Annotated in this window: 16 protein-coding genes; 11 read left to right on the top strand and 5 right to left on the bottom strand. The window is 41.2% G+C overall.

Annotated features, from left to right (window positions below):
* Nucleotides 1–82 precede the first annotated feature (82 nt).
* Nucleotides 83–1,816 (top strand): thiol reductant ABC exporter subunit CydD, encoded by a 1,734-nt coding sequence (gene cydD / locus DET59_RS09660; RefSeq protein WP_113969474.1) that lies wholly within the window; start codon nt 83–85, stop codon nt 1,814–1,816.
* On the top strand, nt 1,813–3,531 hold the full coding sequence (gene cydC, locus DET59_RS09655; RefSeq protein ID WP_113969473.1) for a thiol reductant ABC exporter subunit CydC: 1,719 nt from the start codon (nt 1,813–1,815) through the stop codon (nt 3,529–3,531). Before cydD ends, cydC begins: the two co-directional genes overlap by 4 nt.
* Nucleotides 3,532–3,578: 47 nt before the next feature.
* Here the strand turns inward: cydC and DET59_RS09650 are convergent, their stop codons facing one another.
* Complete coding sequence (locus DET59_RS09650; RefSeq protein ID WP_113969472.1) at nt 3,579–4,190, bottom strand: nitroreductase family protein; 612 nt, start codon at nt 4,188–4,190, stop codon at nt 3,579–3,581.
* A 149-nt stretch (nt 4,191–4,339) separates the two neighbouring features.
* Here DET59_RS09650 and DET59_RS09645 point away from each other — a divergent pair, with 149 nt between their 5' ends.
* The gene (locus tag DET59_RS09645) at nt 4,340–4,648 is read left to right on the top strand and encodes a winged helix-turn-helix transcriptional regulator (RefSeq protein WP_113969471.1); all 309 of its coding nucleotides are present in this window, start codon (nt 4,340–4,342) and stop codon (nt 4,646–4,648) included.
* A gap of 31 nt (nt 4,649–4,679) precedes the next feature.
* Here the strand turns inward: DET59_RS09645 and DET59_RS21635 are convergent, their stop codons facing one another.
* Nucleotides 4,680–4,820: a hypothetical protein gene (locus DET59_RS21635; RefSeq protein WP_181778125.1), complete on the bottom strand. Its 141-nt coding sequence runs from the start codon at nt 4,818–4,820 to the stop codon at nt 4,680–4,682.
* A 162-nt stretch (nt 4,821–4,982) separates the two neighbouring features.
* On the opposite strand from DET59_RS21635, the gene DET59_RS09640 reads away from it, so the two are divergent.
* From DET59_RS09640 to DET59_RS09615, 6 genes are all read left to right on the top strand, one after another.
* Nucleotides 4,983–5,945, top strand: a complete 963-nt coding sequence (locus DET59_RS09640) for a LacI family DNA-binding transcriptional regulator (RefSeq protein ID WP_181778110.1) — start codon at nt 4,983–4,985, stop codon at nt 5,943–5,945.
* 202 nt (nt 5,946–6,147) lie between these two features.
* Nucleotides 6,148–6,609, top strand: a complete 462-nt coding sequence (mscL, locus tag DET59_RS09635) for a large conductance mechanosensitive channel protein MscL (RefSeq protein ID WP_113969469.1) — start codon at nt 6,148–6,150, stop codon at nt 6,607–6,609.
* A gap of 98 nt (nt 6,610–6,707) precedes the next feature.
* Nucleotides 6,708–7,640 carry an ATP-grasp domain-containing protein gene (locus DET59_RS09630; protein WP_113969699.1) on the top strand — a complete coding sequence of 311 codons (933 nt, stop codon included), beginning with the start codon at nt 6,708–6,710 and terminating at the stop codon, nt 7,638–7,640.
* Between the two features lie 227 nt (nt 7,641–7,867).
* Nucleotides 7,868–9,049 (top strand): sensor histidine kinase, encoded by a 1,182-nt coding sequence (locus DET59_RS09625; protein WP_181778109.1) that lies wholly within the window; start codon nt 7,868–7,870, stop codon nt 9,047–9,049.
* A gap of 166 nt (nt 9,050–9,215) precedes the next feature.
* Nucleotides 9,216–9,557 carry a PadR family transcriptional regulator gene (locus tag DET59_RS09620; RefSeq protein WP_113969467.1) on the top strand — a complete coding sequence of 114 codons (342 nt, stop codon included), beginning with the start codon at nt 9,216–9,218 and terminating at the stop codon, nt 9,555–9,557.
* Complete coding sequence (locus DET59_RS09615; protein ID WP_113969466.1) at nt 9,554–10,306, top strand: permease prefix domain 1-containing protein; 753 nt, start codon at nt 9,554–9,556, stop codon at nt 10,304–10,306. Before DET59_RS09620 ends, DET59_RS09615 begins: the two co-directional genes overlap by 4 nt.
* A 137-nt stretch (nt 10,307–10,443) precedes the next feature.
* On the opposite strand, the gene DET59_RS22055 is transcribed toward DET59_RS09615, so the two are convergent.
* The 3 genes from DET59_RS22055 to DET59_RS09605 are packed head-to-tail and all read right to left on the bottom strand — an operon-like array spanning nt 10,444 to nt 12,706.
* Nucleotides 10,444–10,779, bottom strand: coding sequence for a hypothetical protein (locus DET59_RS22055; RefSeq protein ID WP_258549632.1), 336 nt, complete (start codon nt 10,777–10,779; stop codon nt 10,444–10,446).
* A gap of 49 nt (nt 10,780–10,828) precedes the next feature.
* Nucleotides 10,829–12,397, bottom strand: a complete 1,569-nt coding sequence (locus DET59_RS09610; protein ID WP_258549631.1) for an insertion element protein — start codon at nt 12,395–12,397, stop codon at nt 10,829–10,831.
* The gene (locus DET59_RS09605) at nt 12,398–12,706 is read right to left on the bottom strand and encodes a hypothetical protein (RefSeq protein WP_258549630.1); all 309 of its coding nucleotides are present in this window, start codon (nt 12,704–12,706) and stop codon (nt 12,398–12,400) included.
* A 588-nt stretch (nt 12,707–13,294) separates the two neighbouring features.
* On the opposite strand from DET59_RS09605, the gene helD reads away from it, so the two are divergent.
* Both helD and DET59_RS09595 read left to right on the top strand, forming a co-directional pair.
* Nucleotides 13,295–15,562 (top strand): RNA polymerase recycling motor HelD, encoded by a 2,268-nt coding sequence (gene helD / locus DET59_RS09600; RefSeq protein WP_113969465.1) that lies wholly within the window; start codon nt 13,295–13,297, stop codon nt 15,560–15,562.
* A 209-nt stretch (nt 15,563–15,771) separates the two neighbouring features.
* A complete protein-coding gene (locus DET59_RS09595) occupies nt 15,772–16,602 on the top strand; it encodes an aldo/keto reductase (RefSeq protein WP_113969464.1) in 831 nt (276 codons plus the stop codon).
* Nucleotides 16,603–16,829: the final 227 nt, after the last annotated feature.

Below are 16,829 nucleotides of genomic sequence, written 5' to 3'. Positions count from 1 at the left end.
AAGGGAACAAGTTTACTATAATAGAGTTATTGAATTTGTGAAATGTTTCACTAACTTTTAACTTTTGGAGTTGAGAGAAGTTATGATAGAGCTGAATCGATTGGCTAAGCAGCAAAAATCATCCATGATGACACTTTATGGAACATCCCTATTGATCGGGGGAGTGGTGATTGGACAAGCTTACTTGCTGGTTAGCATTGTAGATAAAATGTTTATAAAAGGGGCAGAATTTCAAGATGTTCTCCCAATGCTAGGTGCTTTACTGATTCTTTTAGTGGGGAGAGCGGTCCTATCGTATGTGAACGGACGAACAGGAATCAGGATGGCTGCGAAGGTAAAGAGCGACTTGAGAAAACGGCTCTTGAATAAGTGGGCAAAGAATCCACTGCAAGCCTCCCTTCAAGGGCAGTCTGGTCAAAAGGTCAGTACGATGATGGATGCCGTCGATGGGCTGGATGGGTATTACAGTCAGTACGTACCACAAAGAATTCAAACGACCGTCGTCCCGTTGATCCTGTTGATCACTATTTTTACTGAGCATATTTATACCGGTCTGATCATGGTCATAACGGCCCCATTCATTCCTTTGTTTATGGCGATTATCGGAGTCATGACAAAAAACAAATCAGAGAAGCAAATGGATAAGTTGACGGCATTTTCCGGTCGATTTCTAGATACACTGCAAGGACTGACTACCTTGAAGCTCCTGGGAAGAGGGGAGGAACAGAAGGACGGGATCCGTGCCAGCAGTCTTGACTTTCGTGAAGCCACGATGGAAGTGTTAAAGACCGCCTTCTTATCTTCTTTAATGCTTGAGTTCATCTCGATGTTAAGTATTGGACTGATTGCCCTGGAAGCAGGGCTGCGATTAGTCGTCTTCGAAAGTATTTCATTCTTCACAGCTTTCTTTGTTCTCGTGCTTGCCCCGGAATTCTATCTATCATTGAAAGAGCTCGGGCAGGCCTTTCATACTGGCCGGGGAAGTATGGGAGCCGCGAAGAAAATCATGGAAGAGCTTGAAGAAAAAGATCGTCCCGTGCAATGGGGAGAGAAGAAGCTCGAAACAAACGGCACTCCTGCCACAATGGAATTGCGTAATGTCGGGTTTTCCTACGGAGATAAGGGATTTGATCTTCGAGGCATGACGGCTGCTTTTCCTCCCTGCAGCCAAGTGGCGATCGTCGGTCAGAGTGGAGCAGGAAAAACAACGCTCCTTCATCTCTTAGCCGGACTTCTTGATCCCTCTGAAGGAGAAATCGTGATTAATGGACATTCGAGAAGTGAATATAGGGAAAGTGACTGGTTTGATCATCTGAGTTATATTTCACAGAATCCGTATTTAATTTCAGGGACTATCTCAGAGAACATTGCGGTTGGAGGAAAAGAGGGCGTGACTCGGGAAGAGATCGAATACGCTGCTGAAAAAGCAGGAATCTCACAAATGATTGCCGGTCTCGATAAAGGATATGACACACCGATCGGTGAAGCGGGGAGAGGACTGTCCGGAGGAGAGAAGCAGCGTATTGCCTTAGCCAGGGCTTTTCTCAAAAACCCTTCTCTCATTCTCTTTGACGAACCGACAACGGGATTGGATCTTAAAACCGAGGGAATCCTTCAAGCCTCCATTCAGGAATTATCCAAAAATTCAACGGTGATCACAGTGGCTCACCGACTGCATACGATTCGTCAAGCGGATCAAATCCTGTTTTTGGAAAACGGAAAATTAGCGGGCATAGGAAATCATGAGGAGTTAATGAGGTCCTCTTTACGTTATCATGAGATGGTGACTGCACAGCAAGGAGTGAATACAGGATGAAAGAGTTAGGATTTGTCGTAAAGCTGATGATGAAGGAAAAGAAGGATATTGTATATTCTATTCTTTTTGGCTTCCTGGCTGGAATGACCTCTGTCGGATTATTTGCTTCCAGTGGATATTTAATTTCTAAAGCGGCTCTGGAAGTACCTCTTTACGCTCTGACGGTGATGATTGCGCTCTTGAAGCTGTTCGGTTTTACAAAGGCGTTAAGCCGTTACGCGGAACGTTATTATTCTCATCGTGCTACATTCACGATTCTGGCCAACTTACGAGTCTCGATTTATGAAGCAATCGAGCCGTTAGCACCGGGGATTTTCGGGCGGTACAGAAGTGGAGATCTTCTCTCAAAAATTGTCGGGGACGTAGAGAGCCTCCAGAACTTCTTTCTCAGGGTCTTTTATCCGCCGATCATTCTGGTGATGGTGTTCTTAAGTACGATTTTATTTACGATGTTTTATTCGGTATCTGTTGCATTGATTCTTCTCATCGGCCTTCTGCTGACGGGATTCGTCGTTCCTGCCTATTTCGCTTTTAAGCAGAGAAAGGTTGAAATGACTTTAAGAGAAAGTCGAGGGGACTTGTCTACTGAGGTAACGGAATTTCTTCATGGATTCAAAGACTTGAAAATCTATCAAAGACTGGAGGATAAAGAGAGGAGTCTCGTTCATGCATCAACAAGCTATGTGAGTGAGCAGGAACGTGAGAGTATCCATTCCCTCTTTAGTCATTCAACCAATATCCTGGTTTCGCTTCTTATTTCATGGATCGTTTTAGCTGTAGGGGCATATTCTGTGGGAGCAGGTCAACTGGATGGAATATACCTTGCTATGCTTGTCATGATCTCATTGACCGTATTCGAAAACGCAACACCCATGGCAATCCTTCCTACACACTATGAAGATTCCCGCAGAGCGGCAGCCAGGCTCTCTTCGGTTATTCCCGAAGAAAGCATTGTGAGGGACGGACCTTCATTTGGCGGGAATCTTGACGGGGAAGCTCCGTCCTTTCGCCTGAAGGATGTAAGCTTTTCCTTTGAGGGAGATGAAAGAAAGGCATTGGATGGTGTGGATCTTGAGCTGCCTGCAGGTTCGAAAACAGCGATTGTAGGACCTTCGGGATCAGGGAAATCAACATTGCTTCAATTGTTATTAAACTTTTACTCAACGGATCATGGATCGATTTTCGTGAATGATGCTTCAATTAAAGATATCGATAAAGAGTCATTATGGGAGCATGCCAATGTGGTTCTTCAAGAGAATCATTTCTTCTACGGCACAATGAAGGAAAACCTTTTGCTGGTGCGAGATGATCTGACAGACGGGGAAATGGAATCGGCATTAGAAAAAGTGAAGCTGCGCCACTTTTCGTTAGAGGACACCGTACTGGAAAAAGGTGAGAATCTATCTGGAGGAGAAAAGCAGCGATTGGCCATTGCAAGGGCTCTGTTGAAGGGGTCTCCCTTATGGATGCTGGATGAACCGACTTCTTCGGTTGATGCTTTGACGGAAAAAGAGATCTTTGACCATCTTTATACAGCGGCCGGCGGAGACACATTGATTCTGATCTGTCATCGTTTAACCGGTCTTGAAAACATGGATCAAATCGTCGTCATGGATCAAGGGAAGGTTGTAGAAGCGGGAAGTTTTGATGAGCTCATGAGGAAAAAAGGCTACTTCTTTGAAATGAAACAGATTGAAAAAAGTGTACTCTTTTAACAGTATGAAAAAGCCGCATCCCCTAAGGATGCGGCTTTTTCATAGGTTTATTCCGCCCAATCGATCAAGTTGCGGATATCTAAACGATCTGATTTTCGTGCTTCTTGAAGTGGTTTTCCGATTGTAATCAGCATAATCGGAATATAACGGTCCGACACATTGAATTCGGAAACGAGAGCTGCCGGATTGAAACCGCCGATCGGGCAAGTATCCCAGCCTTTCGCTTTTGCAGCAAGCATGAATTGCATAGCGGCTAAGGAAGCGTTACTGAAAGCAGCGTCTCTCGGATATTCGTCACGGCTGTATGCACCGTCAATTTGTTTCTTTAGTACCTCTTTGATTTCAGCCGTCATTTCACCTTTTTCAATGGCGGGATCAAAGACAGGGTCGACATTCTTATTGGCTTCCAGGTCACCAAGTATAGCCACGACTGCAGAAGCATCATGTACCTGTTGTTGATGATAAGCAATCGGAAGTAAGCGTTCTTGAACTTCTTTCTGATCGAACACCAGGAATTTCCACTGTTGAAGATTCCAGGCAGATGGTGCTTTTCCTGCAGTTTCGAGCAGGCTGACTAATTCCTCACGGGGGATCTCCACTTGAGGATCGTATACTTTCGTTGAGCGTCGTTCATCGACGACTTGAAAGAAATTATCCATGATAAAGCCTCCTTGATGTTTAAAAAAGTGTTATAATATGGTATATATTTGTATGTTACTTACTTTTTGTAAGTGTAAAGCAATATGAACAATATAACCGACGTTTTAGTATGCGTCAAGGGATAACGATTTAGGATGTGAAGACTTATATGGAAACAAAACTTTGCCCGAAATATGCTGGTGCCTTTGAATTATTAGGCAAGCGCTGGGTCGGGATGATCATAAAGGTATTATTTGAAGGAACGTGCCGTTATAAAGATTTAAATGCAGAAATACCGAATATCAGTCAAAAGGTGTTAACCGACAGATTAAAGGAGCTGGAGGAAAACGGAATCGTTTATCGGGAAGTTCTCGACGAAAAGCCGGTCAAAGTCCTTTATAGCCTGACGAAAAAAGGAAGTGAACTGGAGCCCGTGATGGAGGCCGTCCAGGAGTGGGCAGTCAAATGGGTAAAATAAAAGCCTGCTTCATTGAAGGCAGGCAGGTGAACTAGTTGAGTTTACGGTTGTATATGTGCTCAAATGAATCCTGATGATCGCGGGGAGTATAGAAATGGATGGGCTTTAATGCGGCGTAGCTTCCTCCGATGATGATGATACACAGAACGGGTAAGAATAAAATACCAAACATAGTATAGCCTCCTTATCATGTTTTAGGGGTAGGAAATCCCAGTGCGACCCCTTGCATGATTAACTCTAAAGTGTGAAACGCGTTTCAGAGCAAGCGTTTATTAAAAGTTTTGCGCAAAAGGGACAGGCAGGCCATTCATACTATTTAATGAGGGGTATGGGGATGACAAATATTCGCAGTATCGCGAAGCTTGCGGGAGTATCTGTTTCAACGGTTTCAAGGGTTTTAAATGAACACCCTTATGTAAAAGAAGAAAAACGTCAGAAGGTTCTCGATGCCGTCGAGCAATTAAATTATATAAAAAATGCAAACGCTGTCCATTTATCAAAAGGCAAGACCTATAGCATAGGAGTTGTTTTGCCCTATTTGAATCTTCCTTACTTCGGAGAAATTCTTCAAGGTATTGCAGGGGAAGCATTAAAGCATGGATATCACCTTCAACTTTTTCAAACAAATTATGACAAGGGAGCCGAACTTGATGCCTTTCATCGTCTGCAAATGAAGGAAGTAGACGGATTGATCTTAACATCACGCTCAAATTCACTGGATGTCCTCACTCCGTTCATGGAAAAGGCCAATGTTGTTTTTTGTGAAAATGTGTACGGGCACTCGTGTAAAAAAATATATATCGATCACTATCAAGGAGTCAGGAATGGTCTTGAATATCTTTATTCAAAAGGTCACTCCCGCATAGGCCTGTGCCTGCATCGAATGTTTGGGACGAATAGTGAAGAGAGAATCCGTGGGTATTACGATAGTTCAGAAGCTGCCGGCCATCCTGTGCGTGATGAGTGGTTCTTCAATAACTGCTATCATCTGGAAGATGGAAGAGACGTGGTGAAGACCTGGGAACAACTGAAAGAAAAGCCTTCAGCCCTTATCGTAACCAGTGATCAGGTTTCAGCCGGTATGGTGACAGAGGCAGGGAAAAGAGGGATCAGGATACCCGATGATCTGGCTATCTTAAGCTTTGATAATCATCCTATTGCCGATGCCCTGGACATTACATCCTTTGAAGTGCCGATACGAAAAGCAGGAGAAGAGTCGTTTAAACTATTTCTTGAAAATACGGCCCCTGGCCCCGTGATACTGGAAACAAAATTATTTGAAAGAGGGACCGTGTAAGTTCCTTAAGAAATGGAGGAGGCGATAAGAATGTTAGGGAATAAAGAAGAAAAAATGTTGATCATCCTAATGGGGGTAGTCGCTTTTATTGTGTTGCTTGTCATTGCTTGGAAATATCTTATGTAGCTTTTTTGCCCTTGTCTTCATAACTCACTTGTTTCTGCCATATGTTAAGAGTAATGAAGCGGTAGGTGAATTCATCATGTGGTCTGAATTTAAACAATTCATTTCAAGGGGGAATGTAATTGATTTAGCGATTGCAGTCATCATTGGTTCAGCGTTTGGCAAGATTGTGGAGTCTCTCGTTCAAGACATGATGATGCCGGCAATCGGCATTTTATTTGGCGGCATTAACTTAGAAGGCCTGCACCTTCGAATTGGAGCAGAGGTGATTGAATTGGGAAAGTTCCTACAAGCCCTTGTAGACTTTCTTCTCGTGGCCATGAGCATTTTTCTGATGATAAAGGTGGTCAACCGCTTGAAAGGCGGAGAGCAGCAATACAAAGTGAAGCAAACGACGAACCTTGAAGTCTTACAGGAAATCAGGGATATCTTGAAGGACGATCATAGCCCTTCCCATAGCGATGATTTCCCGAAAGCAATCGATCAGCTTACCAAAAGTGGTATGAAAATTCAGATGAGGACCGACAGAAAGCCCAGATAAATTCATCATCATTGACCTAAATCCTACTTTTATAGTAGGATTACTTTGTGTTGTACGACCATTTTAAAAAAATCATACGGACAAATGGGGTAATGATCGTGAAAAAAATTCATATTATTCATGAAAATAGTGATTGGACCAATCATTTAACGACTCGTCTCGATGAGCTTCAATTGCCTTATGTGGAATGGTTCCTCGATCAAGGACTCGTCGATTTATCATCAGATCCTCCAGAAGGTGTTTTCTATAATCGGATCAGTGCATCTTCCCATACCAGAAACCATCGTTTTGCACCTGAGTTAACGGAAAGCGTTCTCTCATGGTTAGAGAGATATGAAAGAAAGGTGCTGAACGGGACACGTGCCCTCCGGTTGGAAGTGAGTAAAGTGAATCAGTATATGGCCTTGAACGCTGCCGGCATCAAGACACCGAAAACCATTGCAGCCGTTGGAAAAGAGCAGATCATAGAAGCCGCACAAAAGCTCAACAAGCCATCCTTCATCACCAAGCATAACCGTGCAGGGAAAGGATTGGGTGTACAGTTGTTTCATTCAGTGGACGCACTGAAAAACTATGTGTACAGTGATACATTTGAAGAACCGCTGGATGGCACGACGCTTATCCAGGAATACATTGAAGCACCGGACGCTTCGATCACACGCTGTGAATTCATTGGCGGCCAATTCAAGTATGCTGTGAGGGTGGATGCGTCAAAAGGATTTGAATTATGTCCGGCCGATGTCTGCCAGGTCGATGATTTATTCTGTCCTGTGGGAGAGCAAGAGGAGAAACCCAAATTCCAAATCAGGGAAAACTTTTCCCATGGCATCCTCTCGTCTTACGAAGCATTTTTAAAAGAAAACCGGATTGATGTAGCCGGGATCGAATTCATTCAAGACAAAGAAGGCACCATCTACACATATGATGTGAACACCAATACAAATTATAACAAGGATGCCGAGGCGAAGTCAGGACAATACGGGATGCTTGAGTTGGCAAAATTTCTTGGTGAACAATTGAAAACTGTATAAGTTGATGACTCTCCTGTACATGTACAGGAGAGTTCTCTTATATAAATGCCCGATTACCTATATAATTGTAACGATTTGTTTAGTAGTATGGTAGAATTTCTATAAAGTAGACAATCTCTGTGAAAGGTCAAAGGGTAAGTATGATTATCTTTAATCAGGATGTTATAAATAATTTCTTTTATATCATATTGAGTATTTTTTTAATTTTTTTCCTTATTGAAAGAAAGTTGATACACGGCTGGTATACAAGGTTAGCGACCCTTGTTTCTTTGAGTATGGCCATTATCCTGTGCATGCTTTCCCCGATCTATCAGAATCCATACTGTGTACATGACCTGCGGATGATTCCTTTCGTACTCGGAATCATGTATGGAGGACCATATACAGGGCTCGCACTATTAGTTGTTTTATTGGTATCCAGGACGATGATATATAGTTGGAGTATAGTAGCATTTGTTATTTACATGTCGATCTACCTCTTGACGGTCATCGGGATGAAGTGGTTCGATTTCGACCGGCTAACGAGTCGTCAGAAGATCATATTCTCAGTGATTCTCTTTACCGTTCATTCCATAGTGGCGGCCCTTATTGCTCATGCCATGACTGTGTTTGTGATTGATGAAAGCTATCTCATTAATTTCATCTTACTTCCTTCAGTGGGGATGCTTATTCTGACATACATATGTGAAACATTGCTTAAACAGATTCAAATCAAACAAGCACTCGTGAAGATAGAGAAAATGGAAGTACTGTCTCAGTTGGCAGCCAGCATCTCACACGAGGTGAAGAATCCCTTAACCGTCATTAAAGGGTTTCTGAGACTGCTCAATCAAGAAAATCTTCCAGTTGGAAAAAAAGAGCAATACTTAGCGATTGCATCATCAGAACTGAACCGGGCAGAAGAGATCATCAATGACTATCTCACGTTTGCCAAGCCGGACCCTGATCAAGTAGAGAACATTTCAATTTCTAAACAACTCAATAAGCTCGTTGATATGGTAGAGCCCCTGAGCAACCAGCAATCGGTGGACGTACATAAAAGCGTCATGGACGCAACCATCGTCGGTAATACACGGAGCTTTCAGCAAGCATTTCTCAACATCATCAAAAATGCGATCGAATCGATGCCAAAAGGAGGTACCCTTACGATACTTTCGAAGGTTCAAAAAGGGAACGTCAGCATCACCATCACTGACACTGGAGTAGGGATGACCTCTGAACAACATGCCAGACTGGGAGAACCTTATTTCTCTACGAAGGAAAAAGGAACCGGTCTTGGGCTTATGGTATCCTATCGCATCATTGAAGCGATGAGAGGCGTCATTACAGTTGAAAGTAGAATGGGAAAGGGAACAAGTTTTCAGATTGTGTTTCCTGTGGTTCGTATGAAAGACCCTTCATCTTTATAGGTAACCCGTTCGGTTGAGAGGGAGAAAATATTAATTAACAACACAAATAACACTTTAATTAACAGGGTAATTTGCAGGCCTAATCACAAGGCCTGTTTTTTTAAAAAAATAATACCTTGCATTATTAAGTATAGTTATTTATTATTGAAATTAGGGGGTGGAATATTTGGAGGTTAATAAAGAGGTTTTAAAAGGTCATATCGACACTTTGATCCTATCGCTGTTACAAACCAGGGACATGTATGGCTACGAAATAGCAAAACTTGTTCGGGAAAAAAGCGAAGAGCAATTCGAATTAAAGGAAGGCACACTCTATTTGTCACTAAAGCGATTAGAAAAGAATAAGTGGATTTCTTCTTATTGGGGTGACGAGCAAGGGCCCGGAGGAAGAAGAAAATACTATAAACTTACACCGCTAGGTAAAGATGGTTTTGAAGAAAAGCGTAAAGAATGGCAATTTGTAAAAAACATCATTGATTCATTTTTAGAAGGGGGAGAACGTAAATGAAAAAAATCGATGAGTTTGTTAATTCGATATATGCCCATGTAAGTGGTGAGGATGCTAAAGAACTAAAACAAGAAATGCGTTCGCATTTAGTTGAGGCTGTTGAAGAGTTAAAGGCAGAGGGGAAATCAGAAACAGAAGCGATAGATATTACTATTAGTCGCTTTGGTGATGAAAAACAAATTACAAGAGGGGTATTCAGTCTTTTCAAAACTCAAACTAATGTGATTAAGAATCTTTTTCGAACATCTATGGTTGCTCTCATTTTAGGTCTAATAATGTTAATAGGATTAATTTGGACTGAACACAACAACCAAAATAGACTTCAAACCATTGACCAAACAGTAAATAGTGTTTTTGGAATAATGGCTGATGGTACATTTTCAGAAGAGAAGATTAATGAAATTAATTCTCTTGTTGATGCAACAAAAGAAATTGAATACTTTGCTTTATATGAAAATCCTGAACCTGGGAAAGGTGCTTCAAAGCAAGAAATGGTGCAAAACTGGGATGTAGCCGTTGAATCTGGAGATTCATCAATTAAAGGTTCTACTGAATACGTTTGGATAGATATAAAAGACCCCTATGAAAACTATTATATGGTTGCGGGTTATCATAAAATTTCACCTTTGAACAACAACTTGTACGCGGTTCCTATTGGTCTATTTATTGCTTTTGCTGTGCTGGGGTTAACTTCATTATTCTTAAAAATCAATACAAATAGAAAGGTGTTAAATGCCTTTATTAAATGATCTCGGTAACACAAAGAGAAGCATGGAGGATTCCATGCTTTTTTTGTTTGGAGTGAGCATTAGGACATTCGACTGATCCAGTGAGAGAAACTCGTAAGTCACGGCTCTTTTTTTAAGTATTTATAAGATATTATTCATCATCGTAAATATAAGATATCTTTTAGTTCAAAAACCTTTTTTGCTATACCTAAACGCTGCGCTGGTGTCTTTTTGATATTTCTGGATTCATAAGGCAAGCAGAAGTTATAATATGTCCTCAGAATGGTGATTGCCATTTGTGCATATTCAGGGTTGAAATTGGCGTAAATATAGCTTTTCCCATCTCCTCTGGCTGTCGTTAATGGTCTCTCCAGTATGGACAACCTTCTTCTAATAAGCTGAATAAAAGCATTTGCTGCATTGTCATTGACATTAAGCACCAATCTCGCTATCTCTTTTGGCTCTAATGATGACAGGTTGGTGGTGCAATCCACTGAGCGGTAACCCCTATCTATTGTAGCTAATGGATGTTCTATGGGGTTGTCAGCATACTCCAAATAAGAACCAGTAGAAGTTTTCACTTTCCTTATGAAATTGATGATTTTGAAGGAGTTGTTCTAGCTTTAAGAGAGCCAACTCATTTGGAGACTTTGTTTTATACCCATTAAGTTCTCCCCATTCCAACAGTTCATTTACTGTCTCAAGGTACTCCTTGTGTGATTGTGGTCTAGATTTTGTCTTGTCAGTGTGACAAAGGAAATGGTGAGCGTCACTTAATCGGAATTCTTTTGCAAATACCCGAAATATAGCTGTAATAAGCGAACTGTCTTCATCCGTTACAAAACGCCATTCTGAAGCATGAACCAAGTTCTTTATCATCCAATGATGAGCAACAGTTGTATATGTTGAATTAACATGTAATCCATCAGTATATCTGGTCCTATTCTTTATTCTGGCTAGCTCATTTTTATATTCAGATTTCGTTTGAGTATCATTTGCTGATGGTGGTTGCGGGTAAAAAGAGTTTTTTGAAAACCTTGCGTTTTTCCTCGCGTAAATTCCTAAATGGTCATCTTTATATCGGATGGTATCCTCATTAATCTCATCGAGAGATATATCCCAATCATAAGACACATCGCTCCGAAATACATATCTAGAGAATACATCTGCACTGACTACCACATGAGTAGGAAAAACTGAATCTTCAAGGTCCCTGTACTTACTCTTACTCATACCTTTCTTACGAACGTTGTTTAGGTGATAGGTGAGTTTATCGGTGTTGATCCACATTTCTTTAAATTCTTTATTTTGTAAAGGTTGGGTTTCATGTCTTTCTAAAAATTCAAGACATCTGCGATAAATAAATCTTATTTTATCGTAATATGTCCCCTTTGAAATTCCCAATATTTCACAAGTCCTGTTTACGGGGTTTTTATTTAGCAATAACTTTGTCAACAGAAGGTTTATTTCACTACGCTTTTGTTTATAAGTAAGGGATTGTGCGTTTGTGGGTTGCAGTGTTGTCTTTTTCCTGCATGTTTTGCATTGCCATTGCTGAGCTCCCGTACTTTCGCTTTTCCCTTGTTTGTAAAAGAGGGATGGAGAATTAAATGGGGTGCAGTCTTGTTTAGTACAACCTTCTTTGTGAAAGGTATACTCAGGTATATCATCTTTCACGCTATTAATTCGAACCAATCTCTCGATCTCTTCGGTAATAGACCAATTAGATAGTGCGACAGTCTTGCACCCTAATGTTACCCCTGGGTTTGTTTGTATTGGATCAGGGTTGCATTGAATTTGCTTTTGCTCTGGGCTGGGGGAAGTTAATTTATATCTGCTTGGCTTCCCTTTTAGGTTATGAAATTTTTCCTGTTGTAACCCTTGCCACTTACAGTATGGATTCACACAAACATTTAACTGAAGTAAGTAACTTCTTTGAAAAAGGTTAAACTCAATTGGCATAAATGATAAACCTCTATATTTGGTTCCAAACTGTCTAGGAGTTAAGACATCATAATCTTTGTTTCTGTTCTCTAATTCATTCTGCGATACAGGCGGAGTGACTTCTAATACAACATCGTCTGGTGAAATGAGTGTCTTGAAGTTAGCCACTTAGTCTTCCTCCATTAGTTGCTCTATTTTCAGTTGCCTGATAACACGTTTGTTGTTTCGTTTATTTTTGATCCATTCAATGAAGTTTTTATCTTCCAGAAGATTAAGGAGTAGTTTATCTACAACATCGCTTTCTGTGTACTCAGTGTATTCAGCATAATAAGAGACGATAGCTCTTGCGCGTTCTGAAATAAGCCAATTCACCTTTTCTGCATTGATATTTCTAGGTTCAATAAATTTCATTACTTTAAATGCTCCTTCGTATCCTCGTTGTGAACCAGTATAACCATTAATCATGATTTTTAACAACCAAATTAGCACCCGTTTCAGCAACCGTGAATAAATTTATTCAGGGTTGCTAAAACGGGTGCTAAAAGCAGTGTTAATTTGCAAGTTAAAATCAATAAAAAAGTCAATAAACCCTGGTAAAACAACAAAAAATGAAGGTGCTAAACATCGTGCTAATTGCACCTCCAAATCCTATGTTATTTTAAGTTTTCTCCCTCTCAACCGAACGGGTTACTTTATAGGTGAGGGGTTTTTAATTTTACCGACCCCCAACGCCTCCAGGTCAGTGAGTATTAATTGTGTATTGTACTTTCTTGAATTATCTGATAATATATACTCCTGCTCCCAAACGCCTACATAATTTATCCAGATTTCGATATGTCTTTCTAATGTCTAGCTCCGGCGGCTAGGCCCTCGAGGTCATAAGCTAAGTCTGGCAAGAAGGCAAAATGCGCCTTCTCGCCAGATTCATCTTATGCTTGTCGGGCTTGATCGAGCCGCCTACGCTTTTCGTTATAAACGTTTTCCACCAAGAGTCATTACCTCGGTGGGATTGATGAGACGTTTTTTTTCTCCATTGCGGCTACTAATATTTGGAAGGAGAAATGTATGACGAAGGAATCAACTATTCATCCCGATTTTTCAACTGAATCAGAACGCCTGGAGTTTACGAAGCGCTACATTGATGTAGTCATCAGCACGTCCCAGACGAGTAAGGAAAAGTATAAGGAAAACATGGAAAAAGCTTTTGGAGATATTGATTGGGGCGAGTCCAGTGCTGCGTACATCGATATCTTGACGAACTCAAGCTTTTTTGAGATGTCCAAAGAAGAACTGGAGTCCCTGACGAAAGCGAAAACGAAACCGTATTTTGCCAGGATTGATTTTCAACATGAGGGCTCGGACAAGGTGGAGAAGCACTATATCGGGAAGACCTCCCTGTATCAGAGGGAGAATCAAGAACAAATCATCGTGGACTGGCGGTCTCCCATTGCAAACCTGTATTACGAAGGAAGGATCGGCGATGTTTCGTATGAGGCGGAAGACGAAACATACGAAGGTGACCTTTCATTAAAGCGTCAGTACATGATCGAGGATGGTTGGTTAGAAGAAATCAGGGATATAGATTTAACGACCACTGATGAACTGCTTCAGGATTCATTAGCCAAAAGCTCCAGCAATCGTTTAACTGAAATCATTTCCACGATTCAAGAAGAACAAAACCGGATCATCCGTGCCGATTTAAACAAGCCGATCATTGTTCAAGGAGCGGCAGGAAGCGGAAAGACAACCATCGCCCTTCACCGGATTTCATACTTTATTTACAACTACAAACAGCATTTCGACCCGAAACAACTGATGATCCTTGCACCAAGTAATTTGTTTATCGACTACATTTCAGAAGCCCTGCCGGAACTCGGTGTTGAACGGGTAAGGCAAACGACGTTCACGGATTATGTCATGACCTGCTTAGAGAAAAAGCTGAAATTAGTAGAAGATAACAAGCTCATTCAGTTAATTGAAACCCACGGTGAAGAAGTAGAGACTGCCTCCTGGATATCAGGGTTTAAAGGATCCAAAGCATTCAGGAGAATTCTTGATTATTATATAGAAGAAATTGAACAGCGCTTTTATACATCAAAGGACTTCTATGTTGATAAATACAAGCTCTACTCGGCAAAAAAATTCACTCACCTTTTTAAAGAGGAATATACGTATATGCCAATCTATCGCCGGATGGAAAAGCTCAAGGCTCTCTTACAGAGTTATGTCCGGACGAACAAGAAGCAGATGGTGGAGAAGGTAGAGAAGTTTTTCGATGAACGGATCGAAACAGCGCTTTTTCAAAGGACACAGGCAGCAAACCGGAAGGATTATGTGTCAAAAGCATTGGACAAGAAAAGTGAGCGGGTTGAAGAAATTAAGAAGGCGATCCGAACAAGCGTTACGGCCTACATGAGGCAGTTTGAAAAGAAAAACCTGGATCAATACTTCATGGAATTATTCTCAGATCCGAAACGGCTTGCTTCTTACTCGAAAGGTGAGCTAAGCATGCAGCAGGCAGAACAGCTTAGTCAATATACGTTGAAATACGCGAAGAAGAAACAGTATGAGGTAGAAGACTTAGCCACCCTTCTTTACTTGCAAACTCACTTGTTTGGAATCGATAAATTTTATAAAGCAAAAAATATTGTGATAGATGAAGCACAAGATTATAGTTATTTACAGCTTTATTCGTTGAAGAGGGCTCTTGAAACCGACATGTTTACACTGGTGGGGGATCTTGCCCAGGGGATTCACTCCTATCGTGGACTTCAGTCTTGGGAACCAGTGTATAGAGATGTGTTTCCGAGGGCCACCTATACGGAGTTGCAAAAAAGCTATCGGACCACTATTGAAATCATGGAGGAAGCGAATAAACTGCTGAATCTCCTACCCTATGATTTTCCTAAAGTGAATCCAGTGGTGAGACACGGAGACTCTCCCAGCTTCGATGAGTATGTGGAATTGGAAGAATTGGCTTCCGTCATCGAGGAGAAGGTGGATGCTGGACGGGAAGAAGGATTCCAAACCTTCGCCGTGATTGGAAAAAGCATGAAGGATTGTATGAAAATCAGCGAAATCCTTCAAGACCGGCAGCCTGGGAAAGTGAAATTATTAGAAGAAGGGGAATCGATCCCGAAAGATCAAATCGTCGTCGTCCCATCGTATCTGTCAAAAGGACTCGAATTCGATGTCGTCATCATCGCAGCGGTTGATGAAGCATTCAACCCGGAAAACGAACTCGACATCAAGCTCCAATACGTGGCCATGACACGCCCCCTCCATAAGCTTGCGTTTATTGGAAAGAAAAGAGAACAATTTATCGGCCGGTGATCAAAAGAGGAGCCTGGGATAAAAGTGTTTTAATCTAAGTAAAACTCGAACAATTTTGTTTCCTAGTAGGCAGGTTTGTTCGTCTATATATCGTGGTTTTTATTTTTGTCCCAGCCTCCTTAATTTAGTAAAAAAAACGAATTTCACAATCATAATATTAGCAAAAAGCTAAGTGGATTTGTAAAATAGGAAATCAGGAGGGATGCAATATGTTAAAAAACTTACAGAGCACGAAGACACTACATAACGGAATCGAAATTCCTTATGTCGGTTTAGGAGTTTACCAAATGAAAGATCCGTCTGAAACGGTACAGGCCGTTCGAACAGCGATTGAGTCAGGGTACCGTTCCATCGATACAGCGGCGATCTACGACAACGAAGAAAGTGTAGGTCAAGGTGTGAAAGAAGGTGGGGTAGCGAGAGAGGAACTGTTCATTACATCGAAAGTATGGAATGGTGATCAAGGCTACGATACGACATTGAAAGCATTCGAAACGAGCCTGAAAAAGCTTGATATGGACTACCTGGATCTTTATTTAATTCACTGGCCGGTAGAAGGAAAGTACAATGATACATGGAAGGCACTCGAAAGGCTGCATAGCGAAGGGTTAGTGAAATCGATCGGTGTAAGTAATTTCCATCAGCATCACCTTGAAGATTTGATGAAGAACAGCAATGAAAAGCCTGTATTAAATCAAATCGAATTACACCCTCGTCTGAATCAGGAAAAAGTAAGAGAATTTTGTGCATCACAAAATATTGCCGTGGAAGCATGGTCACCAATCGCTCAAGGGCGTGTACTGGATGAACCAACACTGAATCACATTGCTGAAAAGCATGAAAAATCCGCTGCTCAAGTGATTCTGCGCTGGCACCTTCAGAATGATGTCATCATCATTCCTAAATCCGTGCATGAAAGCCGCATCAAAGAAAACGCAGATCTATTCAACTTCGAACTATCACTGGAAGAAATGAACCAAATCAACGGATTGAATCTCGACGAACGCTTCGGGCCAGATCCGGACAACTTTGATTTTTGATCGATATATATAGAGGTCCGTCCCTCCAGGTGAGGGACGGACCCATTTTAATTTAATTTGTAAAATAGTTATTGACAGGGAAGAGAAGAGTAGTATACAATTATCTCGAAATCAAAATAAATACATTCGAGATAACATGTACTCATTTTTTTACACATATATCTCAAATTCAAGATAAATGATTTGAGAATAATTGAATTTGAAATGTTTGAAGATACATCTCGATG

It is taken from the genome of Rossellomorea aquimaris, from assembly GCF_003315075.1.
GTDB classification, from domain to species: Bacteria; Bacillota; Bacilli; order Bacillales; family Bacillaceae_B; genus Rossellomorea; species Rossellomorea aquimaris_C.
This window is presented reverse-complemented; position numbering and strand designations above follow the sequence as displayed.

Bases quoted from the DNA above. Each gene is read 5' to 3' on its own strand.
- cydC (WP_113969473.1), top strand. From the start codon at position 1,813: ATGAAAGAGTTAGGATTTGTCGTAAAGCTGATGATGAAGGAAAAGAAG.
- mscL (WP_113969469.1), top strand. From the start codon at position 6,148: ATGTGGTCTGAATTTAAACAATTCATTTCAAGGGGGAATGTAATTGAT.
- DET59_RS09595 (WP_113969464.1), top strand. From the start codon at position 15,772: ATGTTAAAAAACTTACAGAGCACGAAGACACTACATAACGGAATCGAA.
- cydD (WP_113969474.1), top strand. From the start codon at position 83: ATGATAGAGCTGAATCGATTGGCTAAGCAGCAAAAATCATCCATGATG.
- DET59_RS09645 (WP_113969471.1), top strand. From the start codon at position 4,340: ATGGAAACAAAACTTTGCCCGAAATATGCTGGTGCCTTTGAATTATTA.
- helD (WP_113969465.1), top strand. From the start codon at position 13,295: ATGACGAAGGAATCAACTATTCATCCCGATTTTTCAACTGAATCAGAA.
- DET59_RS21635 (WP_181778125.1), bottom strand. From the start codon at position 4,820: ATGTTTGGTATTTTATTCTTACCCGTTCTGTGTATCATCATCATCGGA.
- DET59_RS09650 (WP_113969472.1), bottom strand. From the start codon at position 4,190: ATGGATAATTTCTTTCAAGTCGTCGATGAACGACGCTCAACGAAAGTA.
- DET59_RS09615 (WP_113969466.1), top strand. From the start codon at position 9,554: ATGAAAAAAATCGATGAGTTTGTTAATTCGATATATGCCCATGTAAGT.
- DET59_RS09640 (WP_181778110.1), top strand. From the start codon at position 4,983: ATGACAAATATTCGCAGTATCGCGAAGCTTGCGGGAGTATCTGTTTCA.